Source organism: Microbacterium sp., assembly GCF_017305435.1.
Lineage (GTDB): Bacteria > Actinomycetota > Actinomycetes > Actinomycetales > Microbacteriaceae > Microbacterium.
This window is the reverse complement of record NZ_JAFKIP010000005.1, coordinates 179,112-205,304: the sequence shown is the minus strand read 5'-3', so window position 1 is coordinate 205,304 and position 26,193 is coordinate 179,112. Positions and strand designations below refer to the sequence as shown.

At 71.1% G+C, this 26,193-nt stretch carries 27 protein-coding genes; 12 read left to right on the top strand and 15 right to left on the bottom strand.

Annotated elements, in window-relative coordinates:
* Positions 1-217: 217 nt before the first annotated feature.
* The 3 genes from J0I43_RS09495 to J0I43_RS09485 all read right to left on the bottom strand — a co-directional run bounded on the left by J0I43_RS09495 (position 218) and on the right by J0I43_RS09485 (position 5,212).
* Positions 218-1,246, bottom strand: a complete 1,029-nt coding sequence (locus J0I43_RS09495) for a serine hydrolase (protein WP_292862539.1) — start codon at positions 1,244-1,246, stop codon at positions 218-220.
* A complete protein-coding gene (locus J0I43_RS09490) occupies positions 1,243-3,297 on the bottom strand; it encodes a M13-type metalloendopeptidase (RefSeq protein ID WP_292862536.1) in 2,055 nt (684 codons plus the stop codon). Before J0I43_RS09490 ends, J0I43_RS09495 begins: the two co-directional genes overlap by 4 nt.
* Positions 3,298-3,358: 61 nt before the next feature.
* Positions 3,359-5,212 carry a lipase family protein gene (locus J0I43_RS09485; RefSeq protein WP_292862533.1) on the bottom strand — a complete coding sequence of 618 codons (1,854 nt, stop codon included), beginning with the start codon at positions 5,210-5,212 and terminating at the stop codon, positions 3,359-3,361.
* A gap of 78 nt (positions 5,213-5,290) precedes the next feature.
* Here J0I43_RS09485 and J0I43_RS09480 point away from each other — a divergent pair, with 78 nt between their 5' ends.
* Positions 5,291-6,610, top strand: coding sequence for an MATE family efflux transporter (locus J0I43_RS09480; protein WP_292862530.1), 1,320 nt, complete (start codon positions 5,291-5,293; stop codon positions 6,608-6,610).
* Positions 6,611-6,649: 39 nt separating this feature from the next.
* Here the strand turns inward: J0I43_RS09480 and J0I43_RS09475 are convergent, their stop codons facing one another.
* From J0I43_RS09475 to J0I43_RS09455, 5 genes are all read right to left on the bottom strand, one after another.
* Positions 6,650-7,330 (bottom strand): response regulator transcription factor, encoded by a 681-nt coding sequence (locus J0I43_RS09475; RefSeq protein ID WP_292862527.1) that lies wholly within the window; start codon positions 7,328-7,330, stop codon positions 6,650-6,652.
* Positions 7,327-8,613: a histidine kinase gene (locus J0I43_RS09470; RefSeq protein WP_292862524.1), complete on the bottom strand. Its 1,287-nt coding sequence runs from the start codon at positions 8,611-8,613 to the stop codon at positions 7,327-7,329. Before J0I43_RS09470 ends, J0I43_RS09475 begins: the two co-directional genes overlap by 4 nt.
* 9 nt (positions 8,614-8,622) lie before the next feature.
* On the bottom strand, positions 8,623-9,459 hold the full coding sequence (locus J0I43_RS09465; protein ID WP_292862521.1) for an ABC transporter permease: 837 nt from the start codon (positions 9,457-9,459) through the stop codon (positions 8,623-8,625).
* Positions 9,456-10,367 (bottom strand): ABC transporter ATP-binding protein, encoded by a 912-nt coding sequence (locus J0I43_RS09460; protein ID WP_292862518.1) that lies wholly within the window; start codon positions 10,365-10,367, stop codon positions 9,456-9,458. The genes J0I43_RS09465 and J0I43_RS09460 overlap by 4 nt, the downstream gene beginning before the upstream one ends.
* A 103-nt stretch (positions 10,368-10,470) precedes the next feature.
* Positions 10,471-11,124 carry an RNA methyltransferase gene (locus J0I43_RS09455; protein WP_292863239.1) on the bottom strand — a complete coding sequence of 218 codons (654 nt, stop codon included), beginning with the start codon at positions 11,122-11,124 and terminating at the stop codon, positions 10,471-10,473.
* Between the two features lie 99 nt (positions 11,125-11,223).
* On the opposite strand from J0I43_RS09455, the gene J0I43_RS09450 reads away from it, so the two are divergent.
* Positions 11,224-12,474: an Nramp family divalent metal transporter gene (locus J0I43_RS09450; protein WP_292863235.1), complete on the top strand. Its 1,251-nt coding sequence runs from the start codon at positions 11,224-11,226 to the stop codon at positions 12,472-12,474.
* Between the two features lie 9 nt (positions 12,475-12,483).
* The gene (locus J0I43_RS09445; protein ID WP_292862515.1) at positions 12,484-13,134 is read left to right on the top strand and encodes a metal-dependent transcriptional regulator; all 651 of its coding nucleotides are present in this window, start codon (positions 12,484-12,486) and stop codon (positions 13,132-13,134) included.
* 216 nt (positions 13,135-13,350) lie between these two features.
* Here J0I43_RS09445 and J0I43_RS09440 read toward each other — a convergent pair whose 3' ends face one another.
* A complete protein-coding gene (locus J0I43_RS09440; RefSeq protein ID WP_292862512.1) occupies positions 13,351-14,064 on the bottom strand; it encodes a VIT1/CCC1 transporter family protein in 714 nt (237 codons plus the stop codon).
* Positions 14,061-15,017: an SDR family NAD(P)-dependent oxidoreductase gene (locus J0I43_RS09435; protein WP_292862509.1), complete on the bottom strand. Its 957-nt coding sequence runs from the start codon at positions 15,015-15,017 to the stop codon at positions 14,061-14,063. The genes J0I43_RS09440 and J0I43_RS09435 overlap by 4 nt, the downstream gene beginning before the upstream one ends.
* A gap of 42 nt (positions 15,018-15,059) precedes the next feature.
* Here J0I43_RS09435 and J0I43_RS09430 point away from each other — a divergent pair, with 42 nt between their 5' ends.
* The 3 genes from J0I43_RS09430 to J0I43_RS09420 all read left to right on the top strand — a co-directional run bounded on the left by J0I43_RS09430 (position 15,060) and on the right by J0I43_RS09420 (position 17,270).
* Positions 15,060-15,869: an HAD-IIA family hydrolase gene (locus J0I43_RS09430; RefSeq protein WP_292862507.1), complete on the top strand. Its 810-nt coding sequence runs from the start codon at positions 15,060-15,062 to the stop codon at positions 15,867-15,869.
* Positions 15,870-16,032: 163 nt separating this feature from the next.
* Complete coding sequence (locus tag J0I43_RS09425; RefSeq protein WP_292862505.1) at positions 16,033-16,215, top strand: hypothetical protein; 183 nt, start codon at positions 16,033-16,035, stop codon at positions 16,213-16,215.
* A 209-nt stretch (positions 16,216-16,424) separates the two neighbouring features.
* Complete coding sequence (locus tag J0I43_RS09420) at positions 16,425-17,270, top strand: universal stress protein (protein ID WP_292862502.1); 846 nt, start codon at positions 16,425-16,427, stop codon at positions 17,268-17,270.
* A 44-nt stretch (positions 17,271-17,314) separates the two neighbouring features.
* On the opposite strand, the gene J0I43_RS09415 is transcribed toward J0I43_RS09420, so the two are convergent.
* Positions 17,315-17,533, bottom strand: coding sequence for a PLD nuclease N-terminal domain-containing protein (locus tag J0I43_RS09415; protein ID WP_292862499.1), 219 nt, complete (start codon positions 17,531-17,533; stop codon positions 17,315-17,317).
* Between the two features lie 61 nt (positions 17,534-17,594).
* On the opposite strand from J0I43_RS09415, the gene J0I43_RS09410 reads away from it, so the two are divergent.
* Positions 17,595-17,855, top strand: coding sequence for a DUF4190 domain-containing protein (locus tag J0I43_RS09410; protein WP_292862496.1), 261 nt, complete (start codon positions 17,595-17,597; stop codon positions 17,853-17,855).
* 236 nt (positions 17,856-18,091) lie between these two features.
* On the opposite strand, the gene J0I43_RS09400 is transcribed toward J0I43_RS09410, so the two are convergent.
* The gene (locus J0I43_RS09400) at positions 18,092-18,370 is read right to left on the bottom strand and encodes a ribbon-helix-helix protein, CopG family (RefSeq protein WP_292862493.1); all 279 of its coding nucleotides are present in this window, start codon (positions 18,368-18,370) and stop codon (positions 18,092-18,094) included.
* Positions 18,371-18,437: 67 nt separating this feature from the next.
* Positions 18,438-19,109 (bottom strand): NAD(P)-binding domain-containing protein, encoded by a 672-nt coding sequence (locus J0I43_RS09395; protein WP_292863232.1) that lies wholly within the window; start codon positions 19,107-19,109, stop codon positions 18,438-18,440.
* Positions 19,110-19,337: 228 nt separating this feature from the next.
* Between J0I43_RS09395 and J0I43_RS09390 the strand changes: the two genes are divergently transcribed.
* The gene (locus J0I43_RS09390) at positions 19,338-19,526 is read left to right on the top strand and encodes a hypothetical protein (protein ID WP_292862489.1); all 189 of its coding nucleotides are present in this window, start codon (positions 19,338-19,340) and stop codon (positions 19,524-19,526) included.
* Between the two features lie 39 nt (positions 19,527-19,565).
* Here the strand turns inward: J0I43_RS09390 and pyrE are convergent, their stop codons facing one another.
* On the bottom strand, positions 19,566-20,141 hold the full coding sequence (gene pyrE / locus J0I43_RS09385; RefSeq protein ID WP_292862486.1) for an orotate phosphoribosyltransferase: 576 nt from the start codon (positions 20,139-20,141) through the stop codon (positions 19,566-19,568).
* A gap of 112 nt (positions 20,142-20,253) precedes the next feature.
* Between pyrE and J0I43_RS09380 the strand changes: the two genes are divergently transcribed.
* The 3 genes from J0I43_RS09380 to J0I43_RS09370 are packed head-to-tail and all read left to right on the top strand — an operon-like array spanning position 20,254 to position 24,644.
* On the top strand, positions 20,254-21,810 hold the full coding sequence (locus J0I43_RS09380) for a Re/Si-specific NAD(P)(+) transhydrogenase subunit alpha (protein WP_292862483.1): 1,557 nt from the start codon (positions 20,254-20,256) through the stop codon (positions 21,808-21,810).
* A 5-nt stretch (positions 21,811-21,815) separates the two neighbouring features.
* Positions 21,816-23,246 (top strand): Re/Si-specific NAD(P)(+) transhydrogenase subunit beta, encoded by a 1,431-nt coding sequence (gene pntB, locus J0I43_RS09375; RefSeq protein ID WP_292862480.1) that lies wholly within the window; start codon positions 21,816-21,818, stop codon positions 23,244-23,246.
* Positions 23,247-23,294: 48 nt separating this feature from the next.
* Positions 23,295-24,644, top strand: coding sequence for a D-alanyl-D-alanine carboxypeptidase family protein (locus J0I43_RS09370; protein WP_292862477.1), 1,350 nt, complete (start codon positions 23,295-23,297; stop codon positions 24,642-24,644).
* Positions 24,645-24,711: 67 nt separating this feature from the next.
* On the opposite strand, the gene J0I43_RS09365 is transcribed toward J0I43_RS09370, so the two are convergent.
* A complete protein-coding gene (locus J0I43_RS09365) occupies positions 24,712-25,143 on the bottom strand; it encodes a hypothetical protein (RefSeq protein WP_292862475.1) in 432 nt (143 codons plus the stop codon).
* Between the two features lie 112 nt (positions 25,144-25,255).
* Between J0I43_RS09365 and J0I43_RS09360 the strand changes: the two genes are divergently transcribed.
* Entirely contained in the window at positions 25,256-26,095 is an 840-nt protein-coding gene (locus J0I43_RS09360; RefSeq protein WP_292862472.1) for an exodeoxyribonuclease III, read from the top strand.
* Positions 26,096-26,193: the final 98 nt, after the last annotated feature.

The window sequence follows — 26,193 nt, the reverse complement described above, 5'->3', positions numbered from 1 at the left end:
CATCCGCCAGGCATGTCCCGCATCCCGCGCCATGCATGTCCCGCATCCCGCGCCAGGCATGTCCCGCATCCCGCGCCATGCAGGTCCCGCATCCCGCAGCATGCATGTCCCAAAAGTGGTCGGTCTGAGGCGCCGAAACCGACCATTTGTGGGACAACCCCGACCATAAGTGGGACAACGCCCGCCGCAAGTGGGACGACGCGCGGGCCGGGGCGCGTCAGAACACGTACTCCATGAGGTCGGCGCCGAGCGCGCGGAACGCATCGTGCGCGCGCAGCCGGTGGGCGATCGACAGGTCGTCGAACCCGACGACCAGGGCGTAGGCCGCACCGCCCGCGGGACCCGCGAGCACGCCCGCCTCGGCGCGGATGCCGTCGGCGCGGCCGGTCTTGTTGACGAACAGCATGCGGTGGCGGTCGTCCTCGTGCGCGAACGGGTCGAGCGCGGTCGCCGTGCCCACGAGGGCGAGGTCCTGGTTCAGGTTCAGCCACTCCCCGACCTGCGCGCTCACGGCCGGCGACACGATCTGCGCATTGACGATCGCGGCGAACAGCGTGGACAGCTCACCCGCCGACGCCAGCGCCACCTGCGGGGCGTCGTCGAGGCCGCGCTCGTCGCGGAAACGGTCGATCAGGGCGGTCTTCTGCAGCCCGATGTCATCCATGCGCGCGCGCACCGCCGCGAGCCCCACCCGGTTCAGCAGCACGTTCGCCGCCGCGGCGTCGGATGCCGCGGCTGCGAGCACCGCGAGATCGGCGACCGGGAGCGCGGGCGCCTTGAGGTGCTGCCACAGTCCCGCGACACCGACCGGCGGGGTCGAGCCGCGGTCGAGGATCTCGAGCGGGTCGAGCTGTCCGAACTCGATCTGCGCCGCGACCTCGATGAGGAGCGGCACGACCCCGAGCCCCGCGATGGGGAGAGTGAGGTGGTCATCGCCCGTGAGGACCTCCTCGCCCGAGTCGAGGTCGGCGACGCGCACCGAGACGTGAGCTCCGGCCGACGACAGCACGTCGAGGGCCTTCAGCGTGCCGATGAACGATCGCCCGCGCAGGGACGACCGAGTCGGCGCCGTCTCGGTGCCCGACTCCCCGCGGCGGCGGGAGCGGCGGAGCGCCGCGGACCCCGCCGGCGTGGCCGGATCGGCGGCGCGGAAAGTCGCGCGTCGCCCCGCGCGCGACGACGGCGCGGGCTCCTCGCGCGCGCTGTCGTCGTCGGCGCCGTGGCGCCTGCGCAGGGTCTCGCTCACCAGATCGTCACGCGCTGATCGGCGTCGAGCCAGAGGGCGTCCTCGCCCGTCACATCGAACGCGCGATAGAACTCGTCGACGTTGCGGACGATCTGGTTGCAGCGGAACTCGTTCGGCGAATGGGGGTCGATCGTGAGCAGACGGATCGTCTCGGCATCCCGCCCCTTCTGCTGCCAGATCTGCGCCCAGCTGAGGAGCAGGCGCTGGATGCCGGTGAACCCGTCGATCACGGGACCGTCCGGGCCGTCCGCCTCGGCCCCTGAGCCTGTCGAAGGGTCTCCGCTAGCGGCCAGGTGCAGCCGGTAGGCCTTCAGCGCGATGCCGAGACCGCCCAGGTCGCCGATGTTCTCACCGATCGTGAGCGCCCCGTTGACGTGGTGGTCCTCGCTGAGCCCCGCGCCATCCGCCCCCCGGGGCACGAGCGCGTCGTACTGCGCGATGAGGGCCTTCGTGCGCTCCTCGAACGCGGCGCGGTCCTCGTCGGTCCACCAGTCGTTGAGTGCGCCGGTGCCGTCGAACGCCGACCCCTGATCGTCGAAGCCGTGGCCGATCTCGTGACCGATGACCGCGCCGATGCCGCCGTAGTTCGCCGCGGCATCCCGCTCGAGGTCGAAGAACGGGTACTGCAGGATCGCCGCGGGGAAGACGATCTCGTTCATGAGCGGGTTGTAGTAGGCGTTGACCGTCTGCGGGGTCATGTACCACTCGTCGCGGTCGATGGGGGCGCCGAGCTTCGCGAGCTGCCGGTCGTGCTCCCACGCGTTCGCCCGGAGGACGTTGCCGATGAGGTCGGCCGGATCGACCTCGAGGGCCGCGTAGTCCTTCCACTTCACGGGGAAGCCGACCTTCGGGGTGAAGGCCGCGAGCTTCTCCAGCGCGCGCTCGCGCGTCGCCGGTATCATCCACTCGAGGCTCTCGATCGACTGCCGATACGCCTCGATGAGGTTCGCGACGAGCTCGTCCATCGCGTCCTTCGCGGCGGGTGGGAAGTGCCGCTCGACGTAGACCTTGCCGACCGCTTCGCCCATCGCCGCTTCGACGAAGCTCACGCCCCGCTTCCAGCGCTCGCGATTGACCGGCACGCCCGTCAGCTCGGTGCCGTAGAACGCGAAGTTCGCATCGACGAAGTCGCTCGAGAGGAAGGCGGCGGACGCGCGGATGACGTGGAGGCGCAGCCACGCCTTCCAGTCGTCGAGCCGGTCCTCCGTCAGCAGCGCGCCGAGGCCCGCCAGGGCACTCGGCTGGTTCACGTTGATCTCGGCGAACCCGGCCTCATGATCCGGCGCCACCGCGTCGCGCCACGGGTCGAGGTCGATCCCGGCGAGCTCCCGCACGTCGTCCCATGACATGAGGTTGTAGGTCGCGACGGCGTCGCGCGAGCGTACGTTGTCCCAGTGGTGACTCGCGATCTCGGTCTCGAGCGCGAGGACGCGGTCGGCCTGAGCACCCGCATCGCCTGCGGCACCCGCGTCGTCTGCGGCATCCGCCGCGCCGGCGAGGCTCAGCACGTTCGCGACGTACTCGCGGAACGCCGCGCGCGTGCCGGAGAAGTTCTCCAGCCGATAGTAGCTCTCATCGGGCAGCGACAGCCCCGACTGCACGAAGAACACGACGTAGCGCTGCGGGTCGCCCGGGTCGGGCTCGATGTACGCGCCGATGAGCCCTCCGACGCCTTCGCGTTCGAGTTCGCCGGCCGTGCGCAGCAGGGCGGGCACGGAGTCGATCGCATCGATGCGGGCGAGTTGACCCTGAAGCGGCGCGGCCCCCAGCGCCTCGATGCGCTCGGTGTCCATGAAGCTCGTGAACAGGTCGCCGATCTTGCGCGCCTCGGTGCCCGGCTCGGCCGTCGCCGACTCCTCGATGATGGTGCGGACGTCTTTCTCCGCCTGCTCCGCGATGAGGTGGAACGACCCCCACCGCGCCTTGTCCTCGGGGATCTCGGTGCGCTCGATCCACGAGCCGTTCACATACCGGAAGAGGTCGTCCTGCGGCCTGATCTCAGTGCTCAACTCGGACAGCTCGATACCCGAGCGGGGGGAGTTCTCGGTCATTCCTCTACAGTAATCCGCGCTCCCGGCGTCGCCACTCGAGATCGAGACTCTGTGGGTATTCTCATCGATTCCACGCGACGTCGGTCGTCGTGCACGCGGGGGCTCCCGCCGTGTACTCGCCGGCGAATCGGGCATGCGTCCACGCGATGGCGTCGGCGACCATCGGCGAGTAGGTCTCCATGACCTGCGCGTGCTCGTAGCCCGCATAGCGCCGGTAGTCGACGCGCTGCGGACGGAGACCGGGCTCCGCGGGGGCGCAGAGGCGGTCGACGTAGGCATCCTGCATCGCAGGCAGCACGATCGAGTCGCTCTGGCCCTGCCCGAGGAACACCGGTGGGCCGATCTCGGTCGGGGCCATGCTCTCGCGCAGCCGCTGCCCCAGCTCGCCGTAGGCGGGGTCGGTCGAGAAGAGGTCGGGGTCGAGGCTCGTGCCGAGGACGGCTGCGACGGACAGCGCCATCGTCGGGTCGGTGAGGCACCGCTCCGACATCGCGCGCAGCACGGGCTGCAGGCCGGGACGGATGTACCGCTCGTACGTGATGCCAGGGTAGATCTCGGAGTACGCGGCGAAGGCGTACGAGGCGAAGATGAGCCCGCCGGTGACCTCCGAGACGTGGTCGACGAGCGCGGGCGGATCGCTCGCGGGGGCGAACGCGGCCACGCCGCGGATCCACACGTCGGGGGCGTACTGACGCGCGAACCCGCCCGTCCACAGCGCCGCGCCGCCGCCCTGCGAGTGTCCCCACACGACCGTCGCGGGGCTGAGATCGGCTTCGTCGAGCTGGCGCGCGGCGCGCACCGCGTCGAGGGATGCCATGGCACTCGCCTCGCCGAACAGATACGGATGCACGCCGTCGGTGCCGAGTCCGACGTAGTCGGGCGCGACGATCGCCCACCCCTGCGCGAGCACCTTCCTCACGGGGTACAGGCCGCCCGACCAGAACGGCCGCTCCTGCAGGCTCGGCGCGCAGTGCTGCGCGAATCCCGTCGTCGAGTGGTTCCAGTCGATCACCGGCCACGGGCCGCTGCCCCGCTTCTTCGACGGGGTCGGGACGGCGACGAGACCGCTCGCGACCCGGATGCGCCCGTCCATCCCGGTCGTCGTGTAGAGGATGCGCCAGGCCTCGGCATCCTGCGGCACCTCGCGCGTGAACGGCTCGGCCCGGATGAGCTGCCCCGGTCGATCGGGGATCGACCTGGGCGCCGCGTAGAACTCGTCGACGACGGTGGATGCCTCGTGCAGCGGCGCCGTGACGACCGCGAACGCCGTCGCCGCGACGACGGACAGGACCGCGACGGCCGCGCGTCCCCACCGGCGCCGGGGCGGGCGCGGGTCGGGCAGGGCCTGTGCGTCGCGGCGCGCGTCCCGCCGGTGCCGCAGCGCGAGCCAGAGGTCGGAGATGCCGCGCATGATGAGCATCGCCCCGAACACGACGGCGACGACGAGCAGGGTGATGTCGGGCCAGACGAGCGCCAGGATGCCGAAGATGATGCCCGTGCCGCCGAACGCGGCATCCGCGATCCGGGAGTCCCAGCCGCGGTCCTTCGCGAACGCGCCGCCGATGCCGGCAGCGCCCGCCGCGAGCAGGAGGAGCCCTGTGATGACGGCGATCGCGCGCACCGTCAGGCCCGGCCAGGCGAGGACGAAGACGCCGAGGACGATCCACCCGACCGCGAGCGCTCCGCGCCAGCGGCGCTCGCCTTCGTCGACGCGGCCCGTGGCATCGAGGATGCCGGTGAGCACCATGCCGCCGCCGACGAGCAGCGCGAGGAGGTCGAGCGCCGTCGTGGGGCGCAGGACGATGACCGCGCCGAGCACGATCGACAGGATCGACAGCGCGATCCGCACCCACGCGGGCATGCGACGGGTGAGCCTCACGAGGGTGAGGCGCTCCGTCCAGTGCGCGCGGGCCATCCCTCCAGGCTACGAGAGCGCGGGCGGGCGGCGGCGCGGGTGTCGGCGGTGTCGGCGGGCGGCCGTAGGCTCGGAGGCATGGCCGCCGTGACCCTCAACCGTGAGATCCTCCGGTTGGCGGTTCCGGCGCTCGGCGCCCTCATCGCCGAGCCGATGTTCCTCATCGTGGATGCCGCGCTCGTCGGCCACCTCGGTGTCGTGCCGCTCGCGGGGCTCGGCATCGCCTCGGCCGTGCTGCAGACGATCGTGGGCCTCATGGTCTTCCTCGCGTACTCGACGACCCCGGCCGTCGCGCGCCGCTTCGGCGCCGGCGAGCATTCCGGCGCCGTGCGGGCGGGGATCGACGGGCTGTGGCTCGCGCTCGGCCTGGGTGTCGTGCTGGCCGTCGTCGGGTCGGCGCTCACTCCGTGGCTCGCGGGCCTGTTCGGCGCGGCGCCCGACGTGACGCAGCAGGCCGTCGTCTATCTGCAGCTGTCGATGTGGGGGCTGCCGGCGATGCTCATCGTGTTCGCTGCCACGGGACTCCTTCGCGGCATGCAGAACACCGTGACCCCGCTCTGGATCGCGGGGTTCGGCTTCGCCCTCAATGCGCTCCTGAACTGGCTGTTCATCTACGGGTTCGGCTGGGGCATCGCGGGCTCCGCGGCGGGCACGGTCGTCGCGCAGTGGAGCATGGTCGGTGCCTACGCCGTCGTCGTGGGGCGACTGGCGCGGCAGCACGCGGCATCCCTCCGCCCGGAGCGCTCGGGACTGCGCGGGTCGGCAACGTCGGGCGGGTGGCTCTTCCTGCGCACGGTGTCGCTGCGCGCGGCGTTCCTGCTCACGGTCTTCGTCGCGACGGGGCTCGGGACGGACGAACTGGCCGGGTGGCAGGTCGCGTTCACCATCTTCTCGACGGCGGCGTTCGCACTCGACGCACTGGCGATCGCCGCGCAGGCTCTCGTCGGGCGCGGCCTCGGCGCCGGCGACGAGCCGTTCGTGCGACACGTGCTCGGCCGCACGGTCGCATGGGGTGCGTGGTTCGGCGTCGTCGTCGGGGCCGTCATCGCCGCATTGTCCGGCGTCATCGGCCTCGTGTTCACGGGGTCGCCGCAGGTGGCCGCGCTGATCCAGCCGGCGCTGCTCGTCCTCGCGGCCGCGCAACCGGTCTGCGGCCTCGTCTTCGTCCTCGACGGCGTGCTGATGGGCGCGGGCGACGCCCGCTACCTCGCGATCGCGGGCGGGCTCAACCTCGTCCCGTATGTTCCGGCGCTCGTCGTCGTCGCCCTGCTGCACCCGACGGGGGCGGAGGGGCTGGCGTGGCTCGCCGGGTGCTTCTTCGGGGTGTACATGCTCGCACGGCTCGGCACGCTCGGCTGGCGTGTCCGCCGCTCGGAGTGGCTCACCGCCGGGACGTGAGCGCGCCGCCGGATCACGCGAAGCGGCATCCCTCGCACGTCACGAGGGCGGCGGAACGTGCCCGAATCGGTGCGCGAGGATGACGGCGTGCACGCGGTCGCGGGCGTCGATCTTCGCGAGAACGCGCCCCACGTGAGTCTTCACCGTGGACTCGGCGACGAACAGCTCGGCAGCGATCTCGGCGTTCGTGAGTCCACGTGCGATCGCACGGTAGACCTCGCGCTCACGATCGGTGAGCCGAAGGTACGGATCGTCTCGCTCGCCGTTTCTCGCGCCGCCGGGCGCGACCGTGCCGAGGTCGACGTGGTCGAGCAGCCGCCGGGTCGCGCGCGGCGACAGCACCGCGTCGCCGCGATGGACGGCGCGGATGGCCGCGGTCAGCTCTGCCCGCTGGACGTCCTTCAGGAGGAACCCGCTGGCTCCCGCCTGGATCGCGCCGAAGGCGTACTCGTCGAGATCGAACGTCGTGAGCACGAGGACCCGAGTCGCAGGTCGCGCCTGCACGATCGCGGCCGTCGCCGCGATGCCGTCGACATTCGGCATCCGGACGTCCATCACGATCACGTCGGGCTCGAGCGCCGCCGTCTGCGCGATCGCCTCCGCTCCGTCCGCGGCCTCTCCGACCACGGCGAGGTCGGGCTCAGCGTCGACGACGAGCCGGAATCCCAGCCGGATGAGGGGCTGATCATCGACGAGGAGGACGCGGATGCCGTCGCTCATGAGCCAGCGACCGTCCGATGCCCGAGCGGCAGCCGCGCCCGCAGCGCCCACCCGTCCGCCCCGTCACGTTCGGAGCGCACCGACCCACCCACATGCGCGGCGCGCTCGGCCAGGCCGCGCAGACCGAAGCCCGCGTCGGCTCCCGCGGGGGCCAGGCGGGCTCCATCGTTGTCGATCTCGATCTCGACGTCCTCCTCGGCATAGGCGATCCGGACGGCGATGCGCGTCGCGCCCGGCGCGTGCCGCATCGCGTTCGTCACACCCTCCTGAACGATCCGCCCGACGGCGAACGCCACCGGCCCGTCCGGGATCACCGTCCCGCGAACGTCGAGCGTCGCGGGATAGCCGGCCCTCCGCGCTGCGGCGATCGTGTCGGCCGGGCTCACCGGCACGGCCGGGGCGAAGGGCGCGGCGGGATCCCCTTCGCGCAGCACGCCGAGCATGGCGCGCATCTCGGTGAGCGCTCCGCGCGCGACATCGGCCGCGGCATCCGTCGCGTCACGCGCGCGAGCGGCATCCGCCGTCGCGGACGCCCCCTCGGTCAGGGCGACGATGACGGTGAGCGAGTGCGAGACCACGTCGTGCATCTCCCGCGCGATGCGGGCCCGCTCATCGGCCGCGGCGAGCTGCGCCCTCTGGTCGCGCTCGACGAGGAGCTGCCGCGACCGATCGATGACGGCCGCCAGATAGCGTTTGCGGTTGCCGACGTTGACCCCGACGAGCGCTCCCAGCAGTGCCATCAGGAACTCCGCGACCATCCCGTTGAGTGCGATCGACCACGGGATCCTCCCCGTGATCGCGAGCCCCGTCGCGAGGATCGCGAGCGTGCCGATGCCGACCGAGACGGCGATCCAGCACGCCCGCACCGACCGGTACACCGCCACGGTGTAGACCGTCACGAGCACGAGCGGCCCGCCGGTGGCGACCGGAAGCCCCAGGTAGAGCGCAGCGACCACCATCGCGGCCGTCACGTTCACGAGCGGCAGCCGGCGCCGCCAGATCAGGAGCGCGCACGCCGCGATGAGCGCCGCCCCCAGCACCGGCCACCCTTCGGCGCTGCGCACCACGACCGTGCCGCCGTCTCCGGTCGTGCCGACCGTGCTCGACGGGCCGAACGACATGAGGAGGCAGACGACGGCGATGAGGATGTCCGACAGCAGCGGGTGGCGGATCCAGAACTGTCGGATCACGCCAGGGGGGCGGGGCAGCCGCAGCCCTTCCTCCGCCCCCACCATCGAGTCCTCGGCGGGGACGGAGGCGCTGCGGTCGCGGCGGCCAGGCACGGCTCGACTCTACGCGTCGCGGGTTCGCAGCGCCGCCCACGCAGCGAGCAGTCCACCCGCGCTCCACCCCGCGAGAGCGAGGGCTGCGGGCAGCGCCTGCGGGGCCTCGGGGGCGGACGACGTCGATGCGAAGATGAGGTGGTTGGCCGCGGTCATCGGCAGGTAGTCGCCGGCGTCGACGATCCACTGCCAATCGGGCCCGGCGATCGTGAACATGTTCACGACGATCGGCAGGACGAACAGCACCCCGACGGTCACCGCGATCGCGCCGGCGCCCGAGCGCAGGAGGTAGCCGAACGAGAGGCCGATCAGGGCGAAGACGGCCATCGAGACCGAGGCGGCGAGCAGGGGCAGCCACGTGTCGTCGAGCGACGCCCAGTCGATCGCCTGCTCCGACGACAGCAGTGGCGTGACCGCCACCGCGGCGACGAGGAAGATCGCGAGCGACGCGACGAACATCGCCACGGCGACGACGACGGCCTTCGCGGCGAGCGCCATGCCGCGCACCGGCACCGCCGTGAGCGTCGACCGGATCATGCCCGTGCCGTACTCGCCGGTCACGGCGATCGCGCCGAGGATGCCCGCGAGCAGCATCGTGAACTGCACGGGAGAGGTGACCGCGTTGATGCCGGTGAAGCCCGGGGCATCCATCGCTCCGGCGATCAGCAGGGCGATGCCGATCGTCAGCACGGCGGTGATGGCGATCGACCACCACGTCGAGCGGAGCGTCGTGAACTTGATCCACTCGGACCGCACGACGTGCGGGAACGTCAGTCGTTGGGCGGCGGGCTCGGAGACGACGGCGGGGGCGCCCGCGCCGAGCGCGTCGAGGGTGGGGGTGCTCATGAGATCTCCTTCGTCTTGTACTCGACCGACTCGCCGGTGAGCGCGAGATAGGCCTCTTCGAGAGAACCCGTCGTCGGGGTCAGTTCGTGCAGCGGGATGCCGTGGGCGGCGGCCACGTCGCCGATGCGGTCCGCGGGCAGGCCGCTCACCTCGAGCAGCCCTTCCTCGACACGGGCGATCGCGATGCCGTCACCGCCGATGCGGTCCGCGAGTTCGGCCGCGCGCGGACTGCGCACGCGCACCTGCGAGTTCGTCCAGGAGCGGACGAGCTCCGCCAGCGGCGCATCGGCGAGCACCTTGCCGCGACCGAGGACGATGACGTGGTCCGCGGTCTGCGACATCTCGCTCATCAGATGGCTCGACAGCAGCACGGTGCGCCCCTCGCGCGCGAGATAGCGCACGAAATCGCGCACCCAGCGCACACCCTCCGGGTCGAGCCCGTTGACCGGCTCGTCGAGGATGAGGGTGCGAGGGTCGCCCAACAGCGCCGAGGCGATGCCGAGCCGCTGACCCATGCCGAGCGAGAACTTGCCCGCGCGCTTGCCCGCGACCGACGCGATGCCGGTGAGCTCGATCACCTCGTCGACGCGACGATTCGGGATGCCGTGCGTCGCCGCGATGGCGCGCAGGTGGTTGCGGGCGCTCCGGCCGGTGTGGACGGCCTTGGCGTCGAGCAGCACGCCCACGTCGCGCAGTGGCGCACGCAGGTGCCGGTAATCGGTGCCGCCGACCGTGGCCCGTCCCGAGGTCGGGCGATCGAGCCCCACGATCATCCGCATGGTGGTCGACTTGCCGGCGCCGTTCGGCCCCAGAAAGCCCGTGACCTGACCCGGTCGGACGGTGAAAGAGACGTCGTCGACGGCCGTCTTGGCGCCGTAGCGCTTGGTGAGGTTCTCGGCTGTGATCATGCTCCGACGCTACGGGGCAGGGGCCTGCGTCACATCCGCCGCACGGGCGATCTTGACCTGCTCGTGTGGTACCACGGCATGACATCCGCGTGGAGCCCCGGACTCACGCGAAGCGGCGGCACCACTCGTACATGACGACGGCGGCCGCGGCGCTCGCGTTGATCGAGCGCGTCGAGCCGTACTGGGTGATCTCGACGACGGATGTCGCCGCGGCGACCGCTTCGTCGGACAGGCCCGGTCCCTCCTGCCCGAAGAGCAGGACGCAGCGCTCCGGGAGGTCGGCGCGATCCACCGGCACCGACCCGGGAACGTTGTCGACCGCGATGATCGGGATGCCGGCATCCACCGCCCACGCGGAGAACGCGGCGATGTCTTCGTGGTGACGTACGTGCTGGTAGCGGTCGGTCACCATGGCGCCGCGGCGGTTCCAGCGGCGCCGCCCGATGATGTGGACTTCGGCGGCGCCGAACGCATTGGCGCTGCGCACGATCGAGCCGATGTTCATGTCGTGCTGCCAGTTCTCGATCGCGACGTGGAAGACGTGGCGGTGTTCGTCGAGGTCGGCGACGATGGCGTCCATCGTCCAGTACCGGTACCGGTCGATCACGTTCCGGCGATCGCCCGCCGCCAGCAGTTCGCGGTCGTAGCGCGCGTCCTCCGGCCACTGGTCGGGCTCGCCGGGCCACGGCCCGACGCCGACCGGCAGCTCCGGCTCGGCCTCCCGCTCGTCGTTCTCGCCCGTCGCATCACCGTGCAGCACCACCCCGCAAGGCTATCCCCGCCCCAGATTTTTCGGCGCGCCGAAAAATCCCCTGCTACAGTTTTCGGTGTGCCGAAATATCCCACATCGCCTCCCGTGACAGCCCGCGACCGCACGAGCGGCCGCTCCCGCGCGGCCTGGCTGCTGGGGCCGGCGCTCGTCGCGGGCGTGGCCTATCTCGATCCCGGCAACGTCGCGAGCAACATGACCGCGGGCGCGACGTTCGGGTACCTGCTCGTCTGGGTCGTCGTGCTCGGCAACGCGATGGCGTGGCTCATCCAGTACCTCTCCGCGAAGCTCGGCATCGTGACGGGGCGGAGTCTCGCCGAGACTCTCGGCTCCCGTTTCGGGAGCGACACCGCGCGCCGCGCGTACTGGCTGCAGGCCGAGGTCGTCGCAATGGCCACCGACATCGCCGAGGTGATCGGCGGCGCGGTCGCCCTCTGGCTGCTGTTCGGCGTGCCCCTGCCGATCGGCGGCCTCATGACGGGCGCGGTCTCGATCGCGCTGCTGCTCGTCCAGCAGCGGCGCGGCGCCCGCACGTTCGAGTTCGTCGTCATCGGCCTGCTCGCGGTCATCGCGCTCGGCTTCACGTACGGCGTCGTCGTCGCGCCACCCGACCCAGCCGGCGTCGCGGGGGGTCTCGTCCCCCGCTTCGACGGCACCGACTCCGTGCTCCTCGCGGCATCGATCCTCGGCGCGACGATCATGCCGCACGCGATCTACGCGCACTCCGCCCTGGCCCGCGACCGCTTCACCGCAGACACCGCCCACCCCACCGATCGCGCGGCGGGCACACGCCGACTCCTTCGCGCGACCCGCTGGGACGTCACGATCGCCCTCTTCATCGCCGGCACCGTGAACCTCGCGATCCTGTTGCTGGCTGCGGCGAACCTCGCCGGCGTTCCCGGCACCGACAGCCTCGAGGGCGCGTACGCCGCCCTGCAGTCCGGGCTCGGCGCCACCGTCGCGACGCTGTTCGCGGTCGGCCTGCTCGCGAGCGGTCTGGCGAGCACCGCCGTGGGCGCCTACGCGGGTGCCGAGATCATGCACGGTCTTCTCCGGGTGCGCATCCCGCTCCTCGCGCGGCGCCTCGTGACGCTCGTCCCCGCCATCGCGATCCTCGCGGCGGGCGTCGACCCGACCTGGGCGCTCGTGCTCAGCCAGGTGGTCTTGAGCTTCGGCATCCCGTTCGCCCTCGTGCCGCTCGTGTGGCTCACGGCGCGCACGGACGTCCTCGGCGCCTTCCGCAATCGCTGGTGGACGACCGCGGCGGGCGCCCTCGCGGCCGTGCTCCTCATCGTGCTGAACGCCGTGCTCCTGTGGCTGGTGCTGAGCGGCGGCTAGCCTGGACGCGTGCCCGCCGCCGCCCCCTCGACCGCGATCGACGATTATCTGAAGACGATCTACCACCACACCGAGTGGCAGAACGACCCCGTGACGCCCTCGCAGCTCGCCACGACGCTCGGGCTCGCCCCCTCGACGGTGACCGAGATGGTGCAGAAGCTCGCCGCGCAGGGCCTCGTCTCGCATCGACCGTACGGCCCCGTGTCGTTGACGGATGCCGGGAGGCTCCGCGCCGCCGCGATCATCCGCCGGCACCGCCTCGTCGAGACGTGGCTGGTGCGGGAGTTCGGCTACGCGTGGGACGAGGTGCACGACGAGGCCGAAGTCCTCGAGCATGCGGTCAGCGACCGGCTGTTGGAGGGCATCTCCGCGCGGCTCGGCCATCCGGCGCGCGACCCGCACGGCGATCCGATCCCGGATGCCGTGGGCGCCGTCGACCGCGAGCCCTTCCTCCTGCTCGGCGACGCCCCGATCGGGCACACGGGGCGCGTGCTCCGCGTGAGCGACCGTGATCCGGCGCTCCTGCGCGCGCTCGAGGCGGCCGGCGTCGATGTCGGGCACTCGGTCACGGTCACGGGCCGCGGTGCGGTGCGGGTCGACGGCGGGTCGTCGATCGAGCTCGCGGATGCCGCGGCATCCGCCGTCTGGCTCACCGCCTGACGACACCCGCGGACGGCCCCGGGCACAGCCCCCACGGTCGGCCCCGCGGACGGCTCGCGCGGTCGGGGTGTCGCCGGTGCGTGAACTCCGCACGATGCAACGTACTCCGCACCCGCAGGGCCGAAGGGATGCGGAGCACGCGCACATCTGCGGAGTTCATGCAGCACCTCCCGCCCGGGCGACGACGCGCACCGCTCAGAACAGGACGAGACCCGCTCAGAACAGGACGAGCCCCGCGAGGTAGCTGACCGCCATCGTGCCGATGCCGACGGTGAGGCTGCGCACGAGCACGCGCCACACCGTGAGGTGCCCCGCCTTCGCGGCGATGACGGACGTCAGGGTCAGCGAGACGATGACGGCGATGACGATGACGGTGTCCTCGATCTGCACGGGCGCGAGCCACGTGATCAGAAGAGGGATCGCGGCGCCGATCATGAACGCGATCGCGGCCGAGATGCCCGACCACACGGGCGCCGCGGCGGCCATGAGCTCGTCGATGCCGTACTCCGACTCGAGCTGGGCGGCGAGCGCGTCGTGCGCCGTGAGCTGCTCGGCGACCGCCAGCGCCGTCTCGGGTGTGAGCCCCTTCGACTCCCAGTGCGCCGCGAGCTCCGTGATCTCGCCGTGGAGATCGGCCTCGAGCTCCGCGCGCTCTTCCGCGGCGAGGCGCTGCTCGGCCTCGCGCTGGGCGGCCTCTTCCGCCCACTTCGCGCCGCCCGCCGACAGCCCGCCGGCGATCATCGCGGCCGTCGCCGCGAACAGCAGCAGCCGGTCGCTCGCGCCCGCACCGGCGAAGCCCTGCAGGAGGCTCGCCGTCGCGATGATGCCGTCGTTGGCGTCGATGACACAGCCGCGGAAGCTCGAGGCATCCGACACCGCGGCGCGCAGCCGCTGCCACGGTGTGCGCCGCGCGGGGGCGGGCGCGGTCACCTCCGGCGTCGCTTCCGACTGGCCTTGAGGTAGGGCCATTCGACCCCCGTCGCGTGCTCGCAATAGTTCCAGAGGCGCGCCGCGATCTCTTCGTCGCGCGTGATCTTCGCGGCCTCCGCGCGTCGCGGCGCCCCGCCGACGACGCGCGCCGGCCCCCAGAACGATCCGCTCTCGGCGTCGGGGTCGACGAGGGCTCGCACGAGCGACCACGCACCGTGCTCCTTGGACTGCGTGATCGGAGCCTGCAGGTTACCGAAGAAGCGCTTCGTGCGCGAGGGCTCGTTGACTCCGAGGATGCCGCGCGTGCGGCCGCTCACGGAGTATCCCGGGTGCGCCACGATGCTCGAGATCGGGACGTTGGCCGCGCGGAGGCGCCGGTCGGCCTCGAAGCCGAGCGCCGTCGTGACGACCTTGGACTGCACGTACGCCCGCCACGGGGTATAGCCGTTCTCGAGCTCGGGATCGATGGGGTCGTACGGCCACATCGAAGTCGACATGGATCCGACCCACACCATGCGCCCGCGCCCGGCGGCGAGGGGCAGCAGCAGCTCGCCGGCGAGGGCGTAGTGGCCGAGCGCGTTCGTCGCGAAGACGACCTCGTGCCCGTCGGGGGTCGTCTGACGCTCCCGCGGCGGATGCACGACCCCCGCGTTGAGCAGGAGGCCGTGCAGCCCGGCGCGCCCGCGCGCGGTGGCGGCGGCGGCGCGGACCGAGCCGAGGTTGCTCGTGTCGAGCAGGAGGGTGTCGACCTCGGCATCCGTCACCTGCCGCCGGACGGCGGCGCGGGCAGCGGCGAGGCGCTTCGGGTTGCGGCCCGTCATGATGACGTGCGCGCCCGCGGCGGCGAGCTGCAGACACGAGAAGAACCCGAGCCCGGCGGTCGACCCCGTGACGAGATAGCGCTTGCCGCCCAGGTCGGGGAGCTGCGCCGGATCCCAGCGGTCTCGTGCCACGTGTCCGACCCTAGGCGCAATCGCCCCGCTAGGCTGGGCCCCATGCGGACACGCGCCGATATCGAGTGCTGGCTGACCGACATGGACGGCGTGCTCGTCCACGAGAACAAGCCCATTCCGGGTGCGGCCGAACTGCTCGCGCAGTGGCGCGACACCGGGACGCCCTTCCTCGTGCTGACGAACAACCCGTTCTACACGCCGCGCGATCTGAGCGCCCGGCTGCGCATCTCGGGCCTCGAGGTGCCCGAGGACCGCATCTGGACGTCCGCGCTCGCGACGGCGGACTTCCTGCGCTCGCAGCATCCCGGCGGTACGGCGTTCGTCATCGGCGAGGCCGGTCTCACGACGGCACTCCACGAGGCGGGGTACGTCATGACCGAGACGCAGCCCGACTACGTCGTCATCGGCGAGACCCGCAACTACTCGTTCGACCGGATCACTCAGGCGATCCGGTTCATCAACGCGGGGGCGCGGTTCATCATCACGAATCCGGATGCCACGGGACCGACCCCCGCCGGCGTCGTGCCGGCCACCGGCTCGTTCGCGGCGCTCATCACACACGCGACGGGCAAGGCGCCCTACGTCGTCGGCAAGCCGAACCCGATGATGTTCCGCTCGGCGATGAACCGGATCGGCGCCCACTCCGAGAACACCGGCATGATCGGCGACCGGATGGACACCGACGTCGTGGCGGGCATCGAAGCGGGCCTGCACACGATCCTCGTGCGGACGGGCATCTCCGACGACGCCGAGATCGAGCGCTACCCCTTCCGCCCCGACGAGATCGTCGACTCGGTCGCGGATCTGCTGGCGCGAGAGCCGGTCGAGTCGGAAATGCCGGAGGGTCTGTGATCTCCCCCGGCGAGCAGATCGCGCTCTACGTCACGAGCATCGTGATCCTGCTCGGGACGCTGACAACGTTCATCGTCCAGTTCATGCGGTCCCGGCGACGCCGGGGCCCGGGTGGGCCAGGCGGTTCCGGGGGCCCGGGAGATGCCGGCGGGGGCGACCGCTGATGGCGCTCATCCTGATCCTCACGGGGCTCGCGCTGCTCATCATCGCGCTGATCCTCTTCGTGCAGGGGCGGAAGGACGCCCCACAGGGCACGCCGCTGCCCAACGGCCGCGGCATCCTCGCGCTGACGCTCGCCGGCCTGCTGCTGGCCCTGGCATCCCAGCTGCCGGTCTTCCGCGGCTGATCGCCCCGCAACAGAACTCCGGTGATTCACGCGGTCACATCGATCACACTCGCGTGATGCTGCGGGGCTTCGCCGGCGAAACCGCGATTCTTCCGGAGTTTCATCGCACCCGTCGGTGTCACGTCCTTAGTCACGGCGCTGCGAGGGTGCGGGCGGGCGCGCGAATCCGTAGCGTGGAGTCACGGATGCTCCCGACGGAGGGATGGACCATGAACGACGCGATCATCGTCGGCGTCACGGATGCCGCGGTTTCGGAACGAGCGATCGATTGGGCGGTGCGCCGCGCGGTGGACCGCGGCGGGCGCATCGAGCTCCTGTCGGTGGTCGGGGGCGCGATCGGCGCGGTGGGCGAAGACGCCGTCGTCTCCGACGCGCTGCGCGCCGCCGAGGCGATGCTCGAGGACAGGGTCCGCGACATCACGGCCGACGGCATCGAGGTGACGACGCGCACGGAGGCGGGGAACCCGGTCGCCGCGCTGATCGAGGCATCCCGTTACGCGTCGCTGCTGGTGATCGGCAGCGACTATCGCGGGCCGGGCACCGGGCACGCGCGCGGCGCCCACGGCGTGCGGATCGCGGCGGGCGCGCACTGTCCCGTCGTGGTGGTTCCCGATGTGGATGCCGGCGCCGATCGCAACGGCGTGATCGTCGGCGTCGACGGGTCGCCGGTGTCGGAGCATGCGCTGCGCTTCGCAGCCGCGGAGGCTGACCGGCTGCGCGAGAAGCTCATCGCGGTGAGCGTGTGGACGCCCGTCGTCGCGCCGCGGAACGACTTCGCCGTGTACCCCGACCTGTACCTGGAGAACATGCAGGCCGCGACGGAGGAGGTCCTCGCCCTCGCCCTCGCCGGCATCGCGAGCGACTACCCCGATCTCACGGTGGAGCGCGTCGTCGAGCAGGGTTACCCCTCGCAGGTCATCAACACGCACGCGGAGAACGCCCGACTGGCGGTCGTGGGCACGCACGGTCGCGGCGCGATCGCACGCTTCCTGCTCGGCTCGATCAGCCAGGAGGTTCTGGCCCGTCTTGCGACGGTGACCGCCGTCGTCCGCTGAGCCGGGTCCTTCGCTGACCTGTCGAGCAGACAGCGGAGGAGGCGTCAGAGACGCGGGACGTCGGCGCCGCCGTCCGTCCGCCTGCCGATCAGGAGCCACGCGATCGAGCCGACGAACGGGAACAGCAGGACGACGAGCACCCAGATCGCCTTCTCGCCGCCACGAACCTTCGACGCACCGATACTGACGAATGCGCCGATCCAGAGCGCGAGCGCGCCGAGCACCAGCAGCACGATGAGCACATGCGGGAAGTCGACGTCCATCTCTCGATCATCCGTCGCACCGGGAGTGAGTACAAGCGTCCGTCGCCGCTAGCATCGCGATATGACGGACACGACCTCCGCCCCGCGAACGAACACGCTCGCGCTCGTCGGCTTCATCGCGGCCTTCGTGATCCCCGTCGCGGGGCTCGTGATCGGGATCGTCGCGCGCAACCAGCTCAGCCGGCCTGGCAATCTCGAAGGCGGCCGCGGTTTCGCGCGTTGGGCGATGATCATCGGAGCCGCGGGCACCGTCTTTCAGCTCGCCTTTTTCGCCGTCTGGTTGTCGCTCTTCGTGACAGCGATCACCAACGCGCCGCACTGACTTCAGGGCAAGAGCTCGAGCGTCTGCGGACGCGCCTTCATAGCGTGGATGACGAGTTCGTTGCCGCTGTCGAAGACGAGAACGACGGTCGAGGAGGCGCCCCTGGGTATCGAATCCGAGGCGCAATTGGCGGGCGGGCGAATCCTCGTCGAGGTCTTCGACCCACAGCGGCCAGGAAACTGCCTGCCGAATGTCGTCGGACGCGATGCCATGCTTGAGAGCCGCCTGATGAATCTTCACGCCGCGTACGCAGCGATCGCTTCACGAATCAGGTCGGACCGCGATTTGTGTTCCCGGGCGGCCCGGGCGTCGAGGGCTGCGAGCTCATCGGCAGTCAAACGGAGCGCCACCACCTGCGCCGGCTCCGCTCCGCGCCCGGGTCGTCCGCGTCCGCGGCGTTTGAGCGCGTCGACGTCATAGCCGGATGCCGCCTCTGCCGCCCATGCCTCGATCTGCGCTTCGGTGACCGGCGCGCCGTCGATCGCCTCGCCGTCGATCGCCTCGCCGCTGTTCATGAGTACATCGTATTACGAAATTGAGACCAGCTGGAGATTCCGACGCCGCGCCCGCCGCGCGCGGACCTCAGGCCGCGTCTTCGGGGCGGATGCGGTTCGCGGCGGCCAGGTTGGCGCGCATCTCGTCGGCGGTCTGGCGCGCGCCGTACCCGGGGCGGTCGCGCTCGAGTCGCCACGATTCGTCGAGAGTGCCCGCCGAGACGGTGTCGAATCCGAGGGTGTCGTAGACATCGGTGACGACCGCGATCGCCTCCGGGTGATCGGATGCCGTGCCGAGGGCGCGGCGCCCGGCCGTGCCGGCGGGCGTTCCGGTCGTCGTGATCTCAGCGGCGTAGATGTTGTTGAACGCCTTGGCCACCTTCGAGGCCGGGAGATGCGCCTGCAGCAGACCGGACGTCGTCGCCTCACCGGCATCCAGCGCCGGAATGTGGCCATCACGCTCCCAGTAGTAGTTGTTCGTGTCGAGCACGACCTTGCCGGCGAGCGGCTCGACGGGCAGATCGCCGATCGCGCCGAGCGGCACCGTGACGACCGCGACCTCGGCGGCCTCAGCCGCCTCCTCCGCCGTCGCGGCACGGGCGAGCGGCCCGAGCTCCTCGATGAGGTCCGTGAGCGTCTCCGGCCCGCGCGAATTAGCGATCACGACCTCGTGGCCCGCGCGCGTGAGAGCGCGTGCGACCTGGGATCCGATGTGGCCTGCTCCGATGATTCCGAACGTCGTCATGCGCGGTGAAACCAGGTGCACGGGCCGCCTATTCCTGCGCACCCGTGGTTCTTCACCTCGTCCGTCGAAGAAAAGAGAAAGCCCCGACTGTTACCACACAGCCGGGGCGAGACGAATGAGAAGCTCGCCTATCACCACCAGTATACGACGCGTACCTGGGAGGAGCCCGGCATCGGGTAAGCGCCCGGAGGGTTACCTCCGTGGTCTCCCCCAGATAGCCTCGGGGTAACGAAGGGAGACGTCATGCCCGGACTGATCGCGGCGATGACTGCCGGGGGCCTCACGGTACTTGCGGTCGCCCTCATCTCTGCCATCGCTGTGCCGCGCATGCGTCGCAGCCGCGTGGATCCGCGACTCGGCGGCGAGTTGCGCCGCGCGGGCGAAGAGATCCAGGCGCAGATCGACGCGGGTCGTTCCGGCCTGCTGCGCTGACGCGCACCGGGGAGCAGCGCACAGGCCTGTGGCCTCGCTCTACTGCGCCTGCAGCCCCAAGTCGTCGAGGTCGATGATCGACCGCCACTCGAAGCCCGCGGCCTCGACGGCGGCCTGCGCACCGGTCTTCCGGTCGACGACGGTGACGACCGCGACGACGTCGGCCCCGGCATCCCGCGCCACTTCGGCGGCCTTGAGCGGCGAGCCGCCCGTGGTCGACGTGTCCTCGACGATCACGACGCGCTTGCCGGCGACCTCGGCGCCCTCGATCTGGCGACCGCGTCCGTGGTCCTTGGGCTCCTTGCGCACGACGAAGGCATCCACCGGCGTGCCGGCGGCGACCGATGCGTGCAGCACGGCGTTCGCGATCGGGTCTGCGCCGAGCGTCAACCCGCCCACGGCATCCACGTCGAGATCCCGCACGATGTCGAGCACCAGGCGACCGATCGCCGGCGCCGCGCGGTGGTCGAGCGTCAGCTTGCGCATGTCGACGTAGTACGTCGCCTTCTTGCCGCTCGACAGGGTGAAGTCGCCGTGGAAGACGGCCTCGTCGCCGATCAAGGCGATGAGGCTCTGGCGGTCGGACTCGAGGGCGGGCGTGGAGGCGACGGTCATGCCGAGAAGTCTACGGAATGGGGAAGAACCGCGAAGTTTTCCCGGGCCGACCGCGGGTGCGCCCACGAGGCCTCCCCCTATAGTCGGGACGGAACCACAACCGGGGAGCACCATGTCACGCATCGGGATCGTCGCCGAACAGCCCGGGGAGAATCGCGTCGCCGCCTCCCCGACGACCGTCCAGAAGATCATCGCGCTCGGGTACGACGTCGTCGTCGAAGCGGCCGCCGGCGCGCACTCGTCCTTTCCCGACGACGCCTACCGTGCCGCGGGCGCGGAGATCGTCGACACGGATGCCGCGTGGGCCGCCGACGTCATCGCGAAGATCAACGCCCCGACGGATGCCGAGATCGCACGCCTCCGCGACGGACAGACCCTCATCGGCCTCCTCTCCCCCGCCCTCAAACCCGACCTGCTCGCCGCTCTCGCCGCCCGCGGCGTGACGGCGCTAGCGATGGATGCCGTTCCGCGCATATCCCGTGCGCAGTCGATGGACGTGCTCTCCTCGATGGCGAACATCGCCGGCTACCGTGCCGTCGTGGAAGCGGCGAACGAATTCGGCCGCTTCTTCACCGGCCAGGTCACCGCGGCCGGCAAGGTGCCGCCCGCGAAGGTGCTCGTCGCGGGCGCGGGCGTCGCGGGGCTCGCCGCCATCGGCGCGGCATCCAGCCTCGGCGCGATCGTCCGCGCGACGGACCCGCGCCCCGAGGTCGCCGATCAGGTGAAGTCCATCGGCGGAACCTACCTCGATGTCGTCGTGCCCGACGAGGCGAAGGAGGTCTCGAGCGACGGCTACGCGAAGGCGACGTCGGCGGCGTACGACGCGGCCGCCGCGCAGCTCTACAGCGACCAGGCCGCCGATGTCGACATCATCATCACCACCGCCCTCATTCCCGGCCGGGCGGCGCCGCGCCTGATCACCGGCGCCGACGTGGCATCCATGAAGCCCGGCAGCGTCATCGTCGACATGGCGGCCGGCCAGGGAGGCAACGTCGAGGGTTCCGTCGCCGGTGAGAAGGTCGTCACCCCGAACGGCGTCACGATCCTCGGGTACACCGACCTCGCCGGGCGGCTGCCGCAGCAGGCGTCGCAGCTGTACGGCACGAACATCCTGAACCTGCTCGCGCTCCTCACCCCGCAGAAGGACGGTCAGCTCGTGATCGACGAGCGCGATGTCGTGCAGCGGGGCGTCACCGTCGCGCAGGCCGGCGCCGTCACCTGGCCTCCACCGCCCGTGCAGGTCTCGGCCGCACCAGCGGCCGCACCCGTCGCGGTGGCGGCCGGCGCCGCCGCCCCCTCGGCCAAGAAGGGGCTCTCCCGCGGCGCGAGGACGGCGCTCATCGCCGTCGGCATCGCGGCGCTCTTCCTCGTCTGCGCGGTCGCGCCCGCGCCGCTCCCGCAGCACTTCCTCGTCCTCACCCTGTCGGTCGTGATCGGCTTCTACGTCATCGGCAAAGTGGCGCACGCGCTGCACACGCCGCTCATGAGCATCACGAATGCCGTCAGCGGCATCATCATCGTCGGCGCGATGACGCAGATCGTCGTGCCGAACGCGCTCGTGCAGGTGCTCGCCGCGATCGCCGTCCTGCTGGCATCCATCAACATCTTCGGCGGCTTCGCCGTGACCCGCCGCATGCTCGCCATGTTCCAGAAGGGCGACCAGAAGTGACCATCGTGACCACCTCCGCGGCGTCCGGGGCGCTCCTGCTCGCGCAGTCCATCGCCACTGCGGCATACATCGTCGCGGCTCTGCTGTTCATCCTCGCGCTGGCGGGCCTCAGCGCGCAGTCGTCCGCGCGCCGAGGCATCGTCTACGGCATCGCGGGCATGACGATCGCGCTCGTCGCGACCCTGATCCTCGTGCTCGCGCAGGGCGCACTCACGGGCGGCGCGACGCTCGGCATCGTGCTCCTCGTCGGCGCCGTCGTGATCGGCGGCGCCATCGGACTGTGGCGCGCGCGCGTCGTCGAGATGACCGGCATGCCCGAGCTCATCGCGCTGCTGCACTCGTTCGTCGGCCTCGCGGCCGTGCTCGTCGGCTGGAACGGCGCCCTCTACGCCGAGGGGATCGCCCCCGAGCTCGTCGGCATCCACCACGCCGAAGTGTTCATCGGCGTGTTCATCGGCGCCGTGACCTTCACGGGGTCGATCGTCGCGTTCCTGAAGCTCTCGGCGCGCATGTCATCGCGCCCGCTCATGCTGCCGGGCAAGAACGCGCTCAACGTGGGCGCGCTCGTCCTGTTCGTCGCGCTCACGGTCTGGTACGTCATCACGCCGGAACTGTGGCTGCTCATCGTCGTGACGCTCGTCGCGCTCGCGCTCGGGTGGCACCTCGTGGCATCCATCGGCGGCGGAGACATGCCGGTCGTCGTCTCCATGCTCAACAGCTACTCGGGTTGGGCGGCCGCCGCCGCCGGCTTCCTCCTGAACAACGACCTGCTGATCGTCACGGGCGCTCTCGTCGGCTCCAGCGGTGCATACCTGTCGTACATCATGTGCAAGGCCATGAACCGGTCGTTCCTCTCGGTCATCGCGGGCGGCTTCGGCATCGAGGCGCCGCGCGCGGATGCCGAGGAGGAGGGCGAGATCCACGAGACGGACGCCGCGGCGGTCGCAGAACTCCTGCGGGACGCGTCATCGGTGATCATCACTCCCGGCTACGGCATGGCCGTCGCGCAGGCCCAGTACCCCGTCGCCGATCTGACGAAGCGGCTGCGGGAACGCGGCGTGGAGGTGCGCTTCGGCATCCACCCCGTGGCCGGGCGCCTGCCCGGCCACATGAACGTCCTCCTCGCCGAGGCGAAGGTGCCGTACGACATCGTGCTCGAGCTCGACGAGATCAACGACGACTTCGCCTCGACGGACGTCGTGCTCGTCATCGGCGCGAACGACACCGTCAACCCCGCCGCCGCGGAGGACCCGGGCTCCCCGATCGCGGGCATGCCCGTGCTGCACGTGTGGGAGGCGAAGGACGTCGTCGTGTTCAAGCGGTCGATGGCTTCCGGGTACGCGGGCGTCCAGAACCCGCTTTTCTTCCGCGACAACACCCAGATGCTCTTCGGCGACGCGAAGCAGCGCGTGGAGGACATCCTCAGGGCACTCTGACAGCCATCCCGCCTGCCTGCCGGGTCACGGCGGGTGCAGGATGAAGTCGTGGCGGAGGACGAGATCACGACGTCGGCGACGAGCGAGAGCGACCTGGCATCGTTCGCGGCCATGATCGACGAGGCTGAGGTGCCGATGCCGGTCGACGCTGACCTCGCCCGCCGCCGGCGGCGTCGTCGGCGCGTGGGCTGGATCGCCGCGCTCGTCGTCGTGCTCCTCTTCGCCGCGGCGGGCGGCTACGCCGCCTACACGTTGAACGCCCCCATCGCGCTCCCCGCTGCGGCGACGCGCACCCCGCCGCCCACGGCGGGAGCGCCCGTCGCCCTCGCTCTGCCGAGCGAGGGCGCATCGTCGATCGACGTGCAGGGGGCCGCCGACTTCCTCGGCGCCAACGGGCTGACCGCGGCATCCGGCTCCGCCGACCCGCAACCGATGGCGAGCATCAGCAAGCTGGTCACGGCGCTCGTCGTGCTCGATGCGCACCCGCTCGCGGGGCCCGACGATGCAGGCCCGACGCTCACGTTCAGCAAGGCCGACCACGACCTCTACGACGCGTTCTACGTCGAGGGCGCCACGATCGAGGAGATGCCGACCGGCAGCACGATGAGTCTCCACGACGCGCTGGAGCTCATGCTCGTCGCCTCGGCAAGCAACTACGCGCAGGCCGTCGCGGTGTGGGCGTTCGGCTCCGAGAGCGCCTTCCTGCACGCCGCCGACGACTGGATGGCGCGCAACGGTCTCACCCAGACGACGCTCGACGAGCCCACCGGCATCGACGCGCGCAACACCAGCACCCCCGCCGACCTGCTGACACTCGGAAAGCTCGCATTGGCCAATCCGGCGGTCGCGGCGATCGTCGCGAAGCCGCAGCTCGACGTGCCCGGGTTCTCAGGCTCCAACACGAACACCCTCCTCGGCACGGACGGCGTCCGCGGCATCAAGACCGGCACCCTCGACCACTCCAACCTGCTGTACTCGTCACTGCTCGACGTCGGCATCGGCGCGCCGCTCCAGGTCACCGGCGTCATCCTCGGCGGAGCCGACCACGCCAGCGTCGACGCGGACGTCCAGGCATTGCTCTCGAGCATCCGCGGCGGGTTCCACCGCGTTCCGCTGGCGACGAAGGGTCAGTCGTTCGGCAGCTACACCACCGCGTGGGGCGCGGAAGGGAGCCTCGTGCTCGCAGACGACGCGTCGCTGCTCACCTGGTCGGACACTCCGATCACGGCGACCGTCGTGACCACGCCCCTGAAGACCGGGAGCGCCGGAGAGGAGGTCGGCACGGTCACGTGGACCGATGGCCCCCACACCGTCTCGGCTGCTCTCGTGCTCGACCGCGACATCGCCCTGCCGGATGCCTGGTGGCGGCTCACGCACCCGTTCGAGCTCGGCGGCTGACGCCCGCGTCGCGCCAACCAGCGCCGCGAGCGGCACGCGCCGGGCGAGCGGCACGCGCCGGTCGAGATCACCGCGGGCGACGAGGATCGCGGGCGAGGAACGGGCGCGGCCATGCGCCCAGCGCGAGCACCGCGAGCACGACCTGCGCGAGTCCCGTGGCGAAGTACACGCCCTGCAGCGGCGACCAGACGAGCAGCAGTGCGATCTCGACGAAGATCCAGGTCATCATGACGAGCCCGGCCGCCGCGCTCATCCCCGCGGCGAGGCGGTAGCGACCGTGCAGAGCGAAGAGCGCGAGCGCCTGCACCCCGCCCACGACGACGCCGAGGATCACCCCCGGCCACACGAACGACGAGAACCCCGAACGATCGAGCCACTCCTGAGGAACTCCGGCGCCGCCGAAGAACACGCCCATCGCGCCGCCGACGAGCGCCGACGCGAGCTGGAACCAGGCGAGCGCAGCCAGCGCGACGCGGATCCCGCGCGGGACCTTTCCCATACCGGCGAAAGTACGCCGCTCGCCTGCCTCCCTTCGCGCCCGCAGCCGGGACAAACCCCTCCCTCCCGCCCGGGGCGCGGGGGTGTCGGCGCGCGACCCTAGGCTGGATGCCATGCGTATCGCCACCTGGAACGTCAACTCGATCCGCGCCCGGGTCGTCCGCACCGTCGAGTTCTGCGTGCGGGAAGACGTCGACGTCCTGCTCATGCAGGAGATCAAGTGCAAGCCCGAGCAGTTCCCGTACGCCGAATTCGAAGCGGCCGGATACACCGTCGAAGCGCACGGGCTCAACCAGTGGAACGGCGTCGCGATCGCGAGCCGCGAACCCATCGAGGACCTGCAGATCGGCTTCCCCGGCATGCCGGGCTTCGCCAAGGGCCACGACGGACCGGATGCCCCGCAGGAGGCCCGCGCGATCGGCGCGACGATCGGCGGCATCCAGCTGTGGAGCCTCTACGTCCCCAACGGCCGCGGCCTCGACGACCCGCACTACACCTACAAGCTCGCGTGGCTCGAAGCCCTGCGCGGGTACACCGCCGACGCGTTGCGCGCCCGGCCCGATCTGGCGCTGGCGCTCACCGGCGACTTCAACATCGCCCCCACGGATGCCGACAACGGCGACCCGACCGTCATCGAGGGCGTCACGACGCATGTCTCCCCGCCCGAGCGCGAGGCGTTCCAGGCGTTGCTGGATGCCGGTCTGCACGACACCGTGCGCCCCCTCATCCCCACGGGGTACACGTACTGGGACTACAAGCAGCTGCGCTTCCCGCGGAACGAGGGGCTGCGCATCGACTTCATCCTCGGGTCGCACGCGTTCGCGGATGCCGTCGTCGCGGCATCCATCCATCGCGACGAGCGCAAGGGCGAGATCCCGAGCGACCACGTGCCCGTCGCGGTCGACCTCGATCTCGCCGGGCCCGACGACGACGACCGCCCGATGATCTGGTGAGACGGATCTGGTGACAGGGAGCCGGTGACGGGCAGTCCTGGCGTCGGTGACGACGTCCGGGCGGCATGCTCGGGAGGGTTTCTGCATTCGGGAGGGCG

Bases quoted from the DNA above. Each gene is read 5' to 3' on its own strand.
- J0I43_RS09425 (WP_292862505.1), top strand. From the start codon at position 16,033: ATGGCGCTCATCCTGATCCTCACGGGGCTCGCGCTGCTCATCATCGCG.
- J0I43_RS09460 (WP_292862518.1), bottom strand. From the start codon at position 10,367: ATGATCACAGCCGAGAACCTCACCAAGCGCTACGGCGCCAAGACGGCC.
- J0I43_RS09360 (WP_292862472.1), top strand. From the start codon at position 25,256: ATGCGTATCGCCACCTGGAACGTCAACTCGATCCGCGCCCGGGTCGTC.
- J0I43_RS09490 (WP_292862536.1), bottom strand. From the start codon at position 3,297: ATGACCGAGAACTCCCCCCGCTCGGGTATCGAGCTGTCCGAGTTGAGC.
- J0I43_RS09420 (WP_292862502.1), top strand. From the start codon at position 16,425: ATGAACGACGCGATCATCGTCGGCGTCACGGATGCCGCGGTTTCGGAA.
- J0I43_RS09365 (WP_292862475.1), bottom strand. From the start codon at position 25,143: ATGGGAAAGGTCCCGCGCGGGATCCGCGTCGCGCTGGCTGCGCTCGCC.
- J0I43_RS09465 (WP_292862521.1), bottom strand. From the start codon at position 9,459: ATGAGCACCCCCACCCTCGACGCGCTCGGCGCGGGCGCCCCCGCCGTC.
- J0I43_RS09475 (WP_292862527.1), bottom strand. From the start codon at position 7,330: ATGAGCGACGGCATCCGCGTCCTCCTCGTCGATGATCAGCCCCTCATC.
- pyrE (WP_292862486.1), bottom strand. From the start codon at position 20,141: ATGACCGTCGCCTCCACGCCCGCCCTCGAGTCCGACCGCCAGAGCCTC.
- J0I43_RS09485 (WP_292862533.1), bottom strand. From the start codon at position 5,212: ATGGCCCGCGCGCACTGGACGGAGCGCCTCACCCTCGTGAGGCTCACC.
- J0I43_RS09480 (WP_292862530.1), top strand. From the start codon at position 5,291: ATGGCCGCCGTGACCCTCAACCGTGAGATCCTCCGGTTGGCGGTTCCG.
- J0I43_RS09380 (WP_292862483.1), top strand. From the start codon at position 20,254: ATGTCACGCATCGGGATCGTCGCCGAACAGCCCGGGGAGAATCGCGTC.
- J0I43_RS09400 (WP_292862493.1), bottom strand. From the start codon at position 18,370: ATGAACAGCGGCGAGGCGATCGACGGCGAGGCGATCGACGGCGCGCCG.
- J0I43_RS09410 (WP_292862496.1), top strand. From the start codon at position 17,595: ATGACGGACACGACCTCCGCCCCGCGAACGAACACGCTCGCGCTCGTC.
- J0I43_RS09430 (WP_292862507.1), top strand. From the start codon at position 15,060: ATGCGGACACGCGCCGATATCGAGTGCTGGCTGACCGACATGGACGGC.
- J0I43_RS09415 (WP_292862499.1), bottom strand. From the start codon at position 17,533: ATGGACGTCGACTTCCCGCATGTGCTCATCGTGCTGCTGGTGCTCGGC.
- J0I43_RS09390 (WP_292862489.1), top strand. From the start codon at position 19,338: ATGCCCGGACTGATCGCGGCGATGACTGCCGGGGGCCTCACGGTACTT.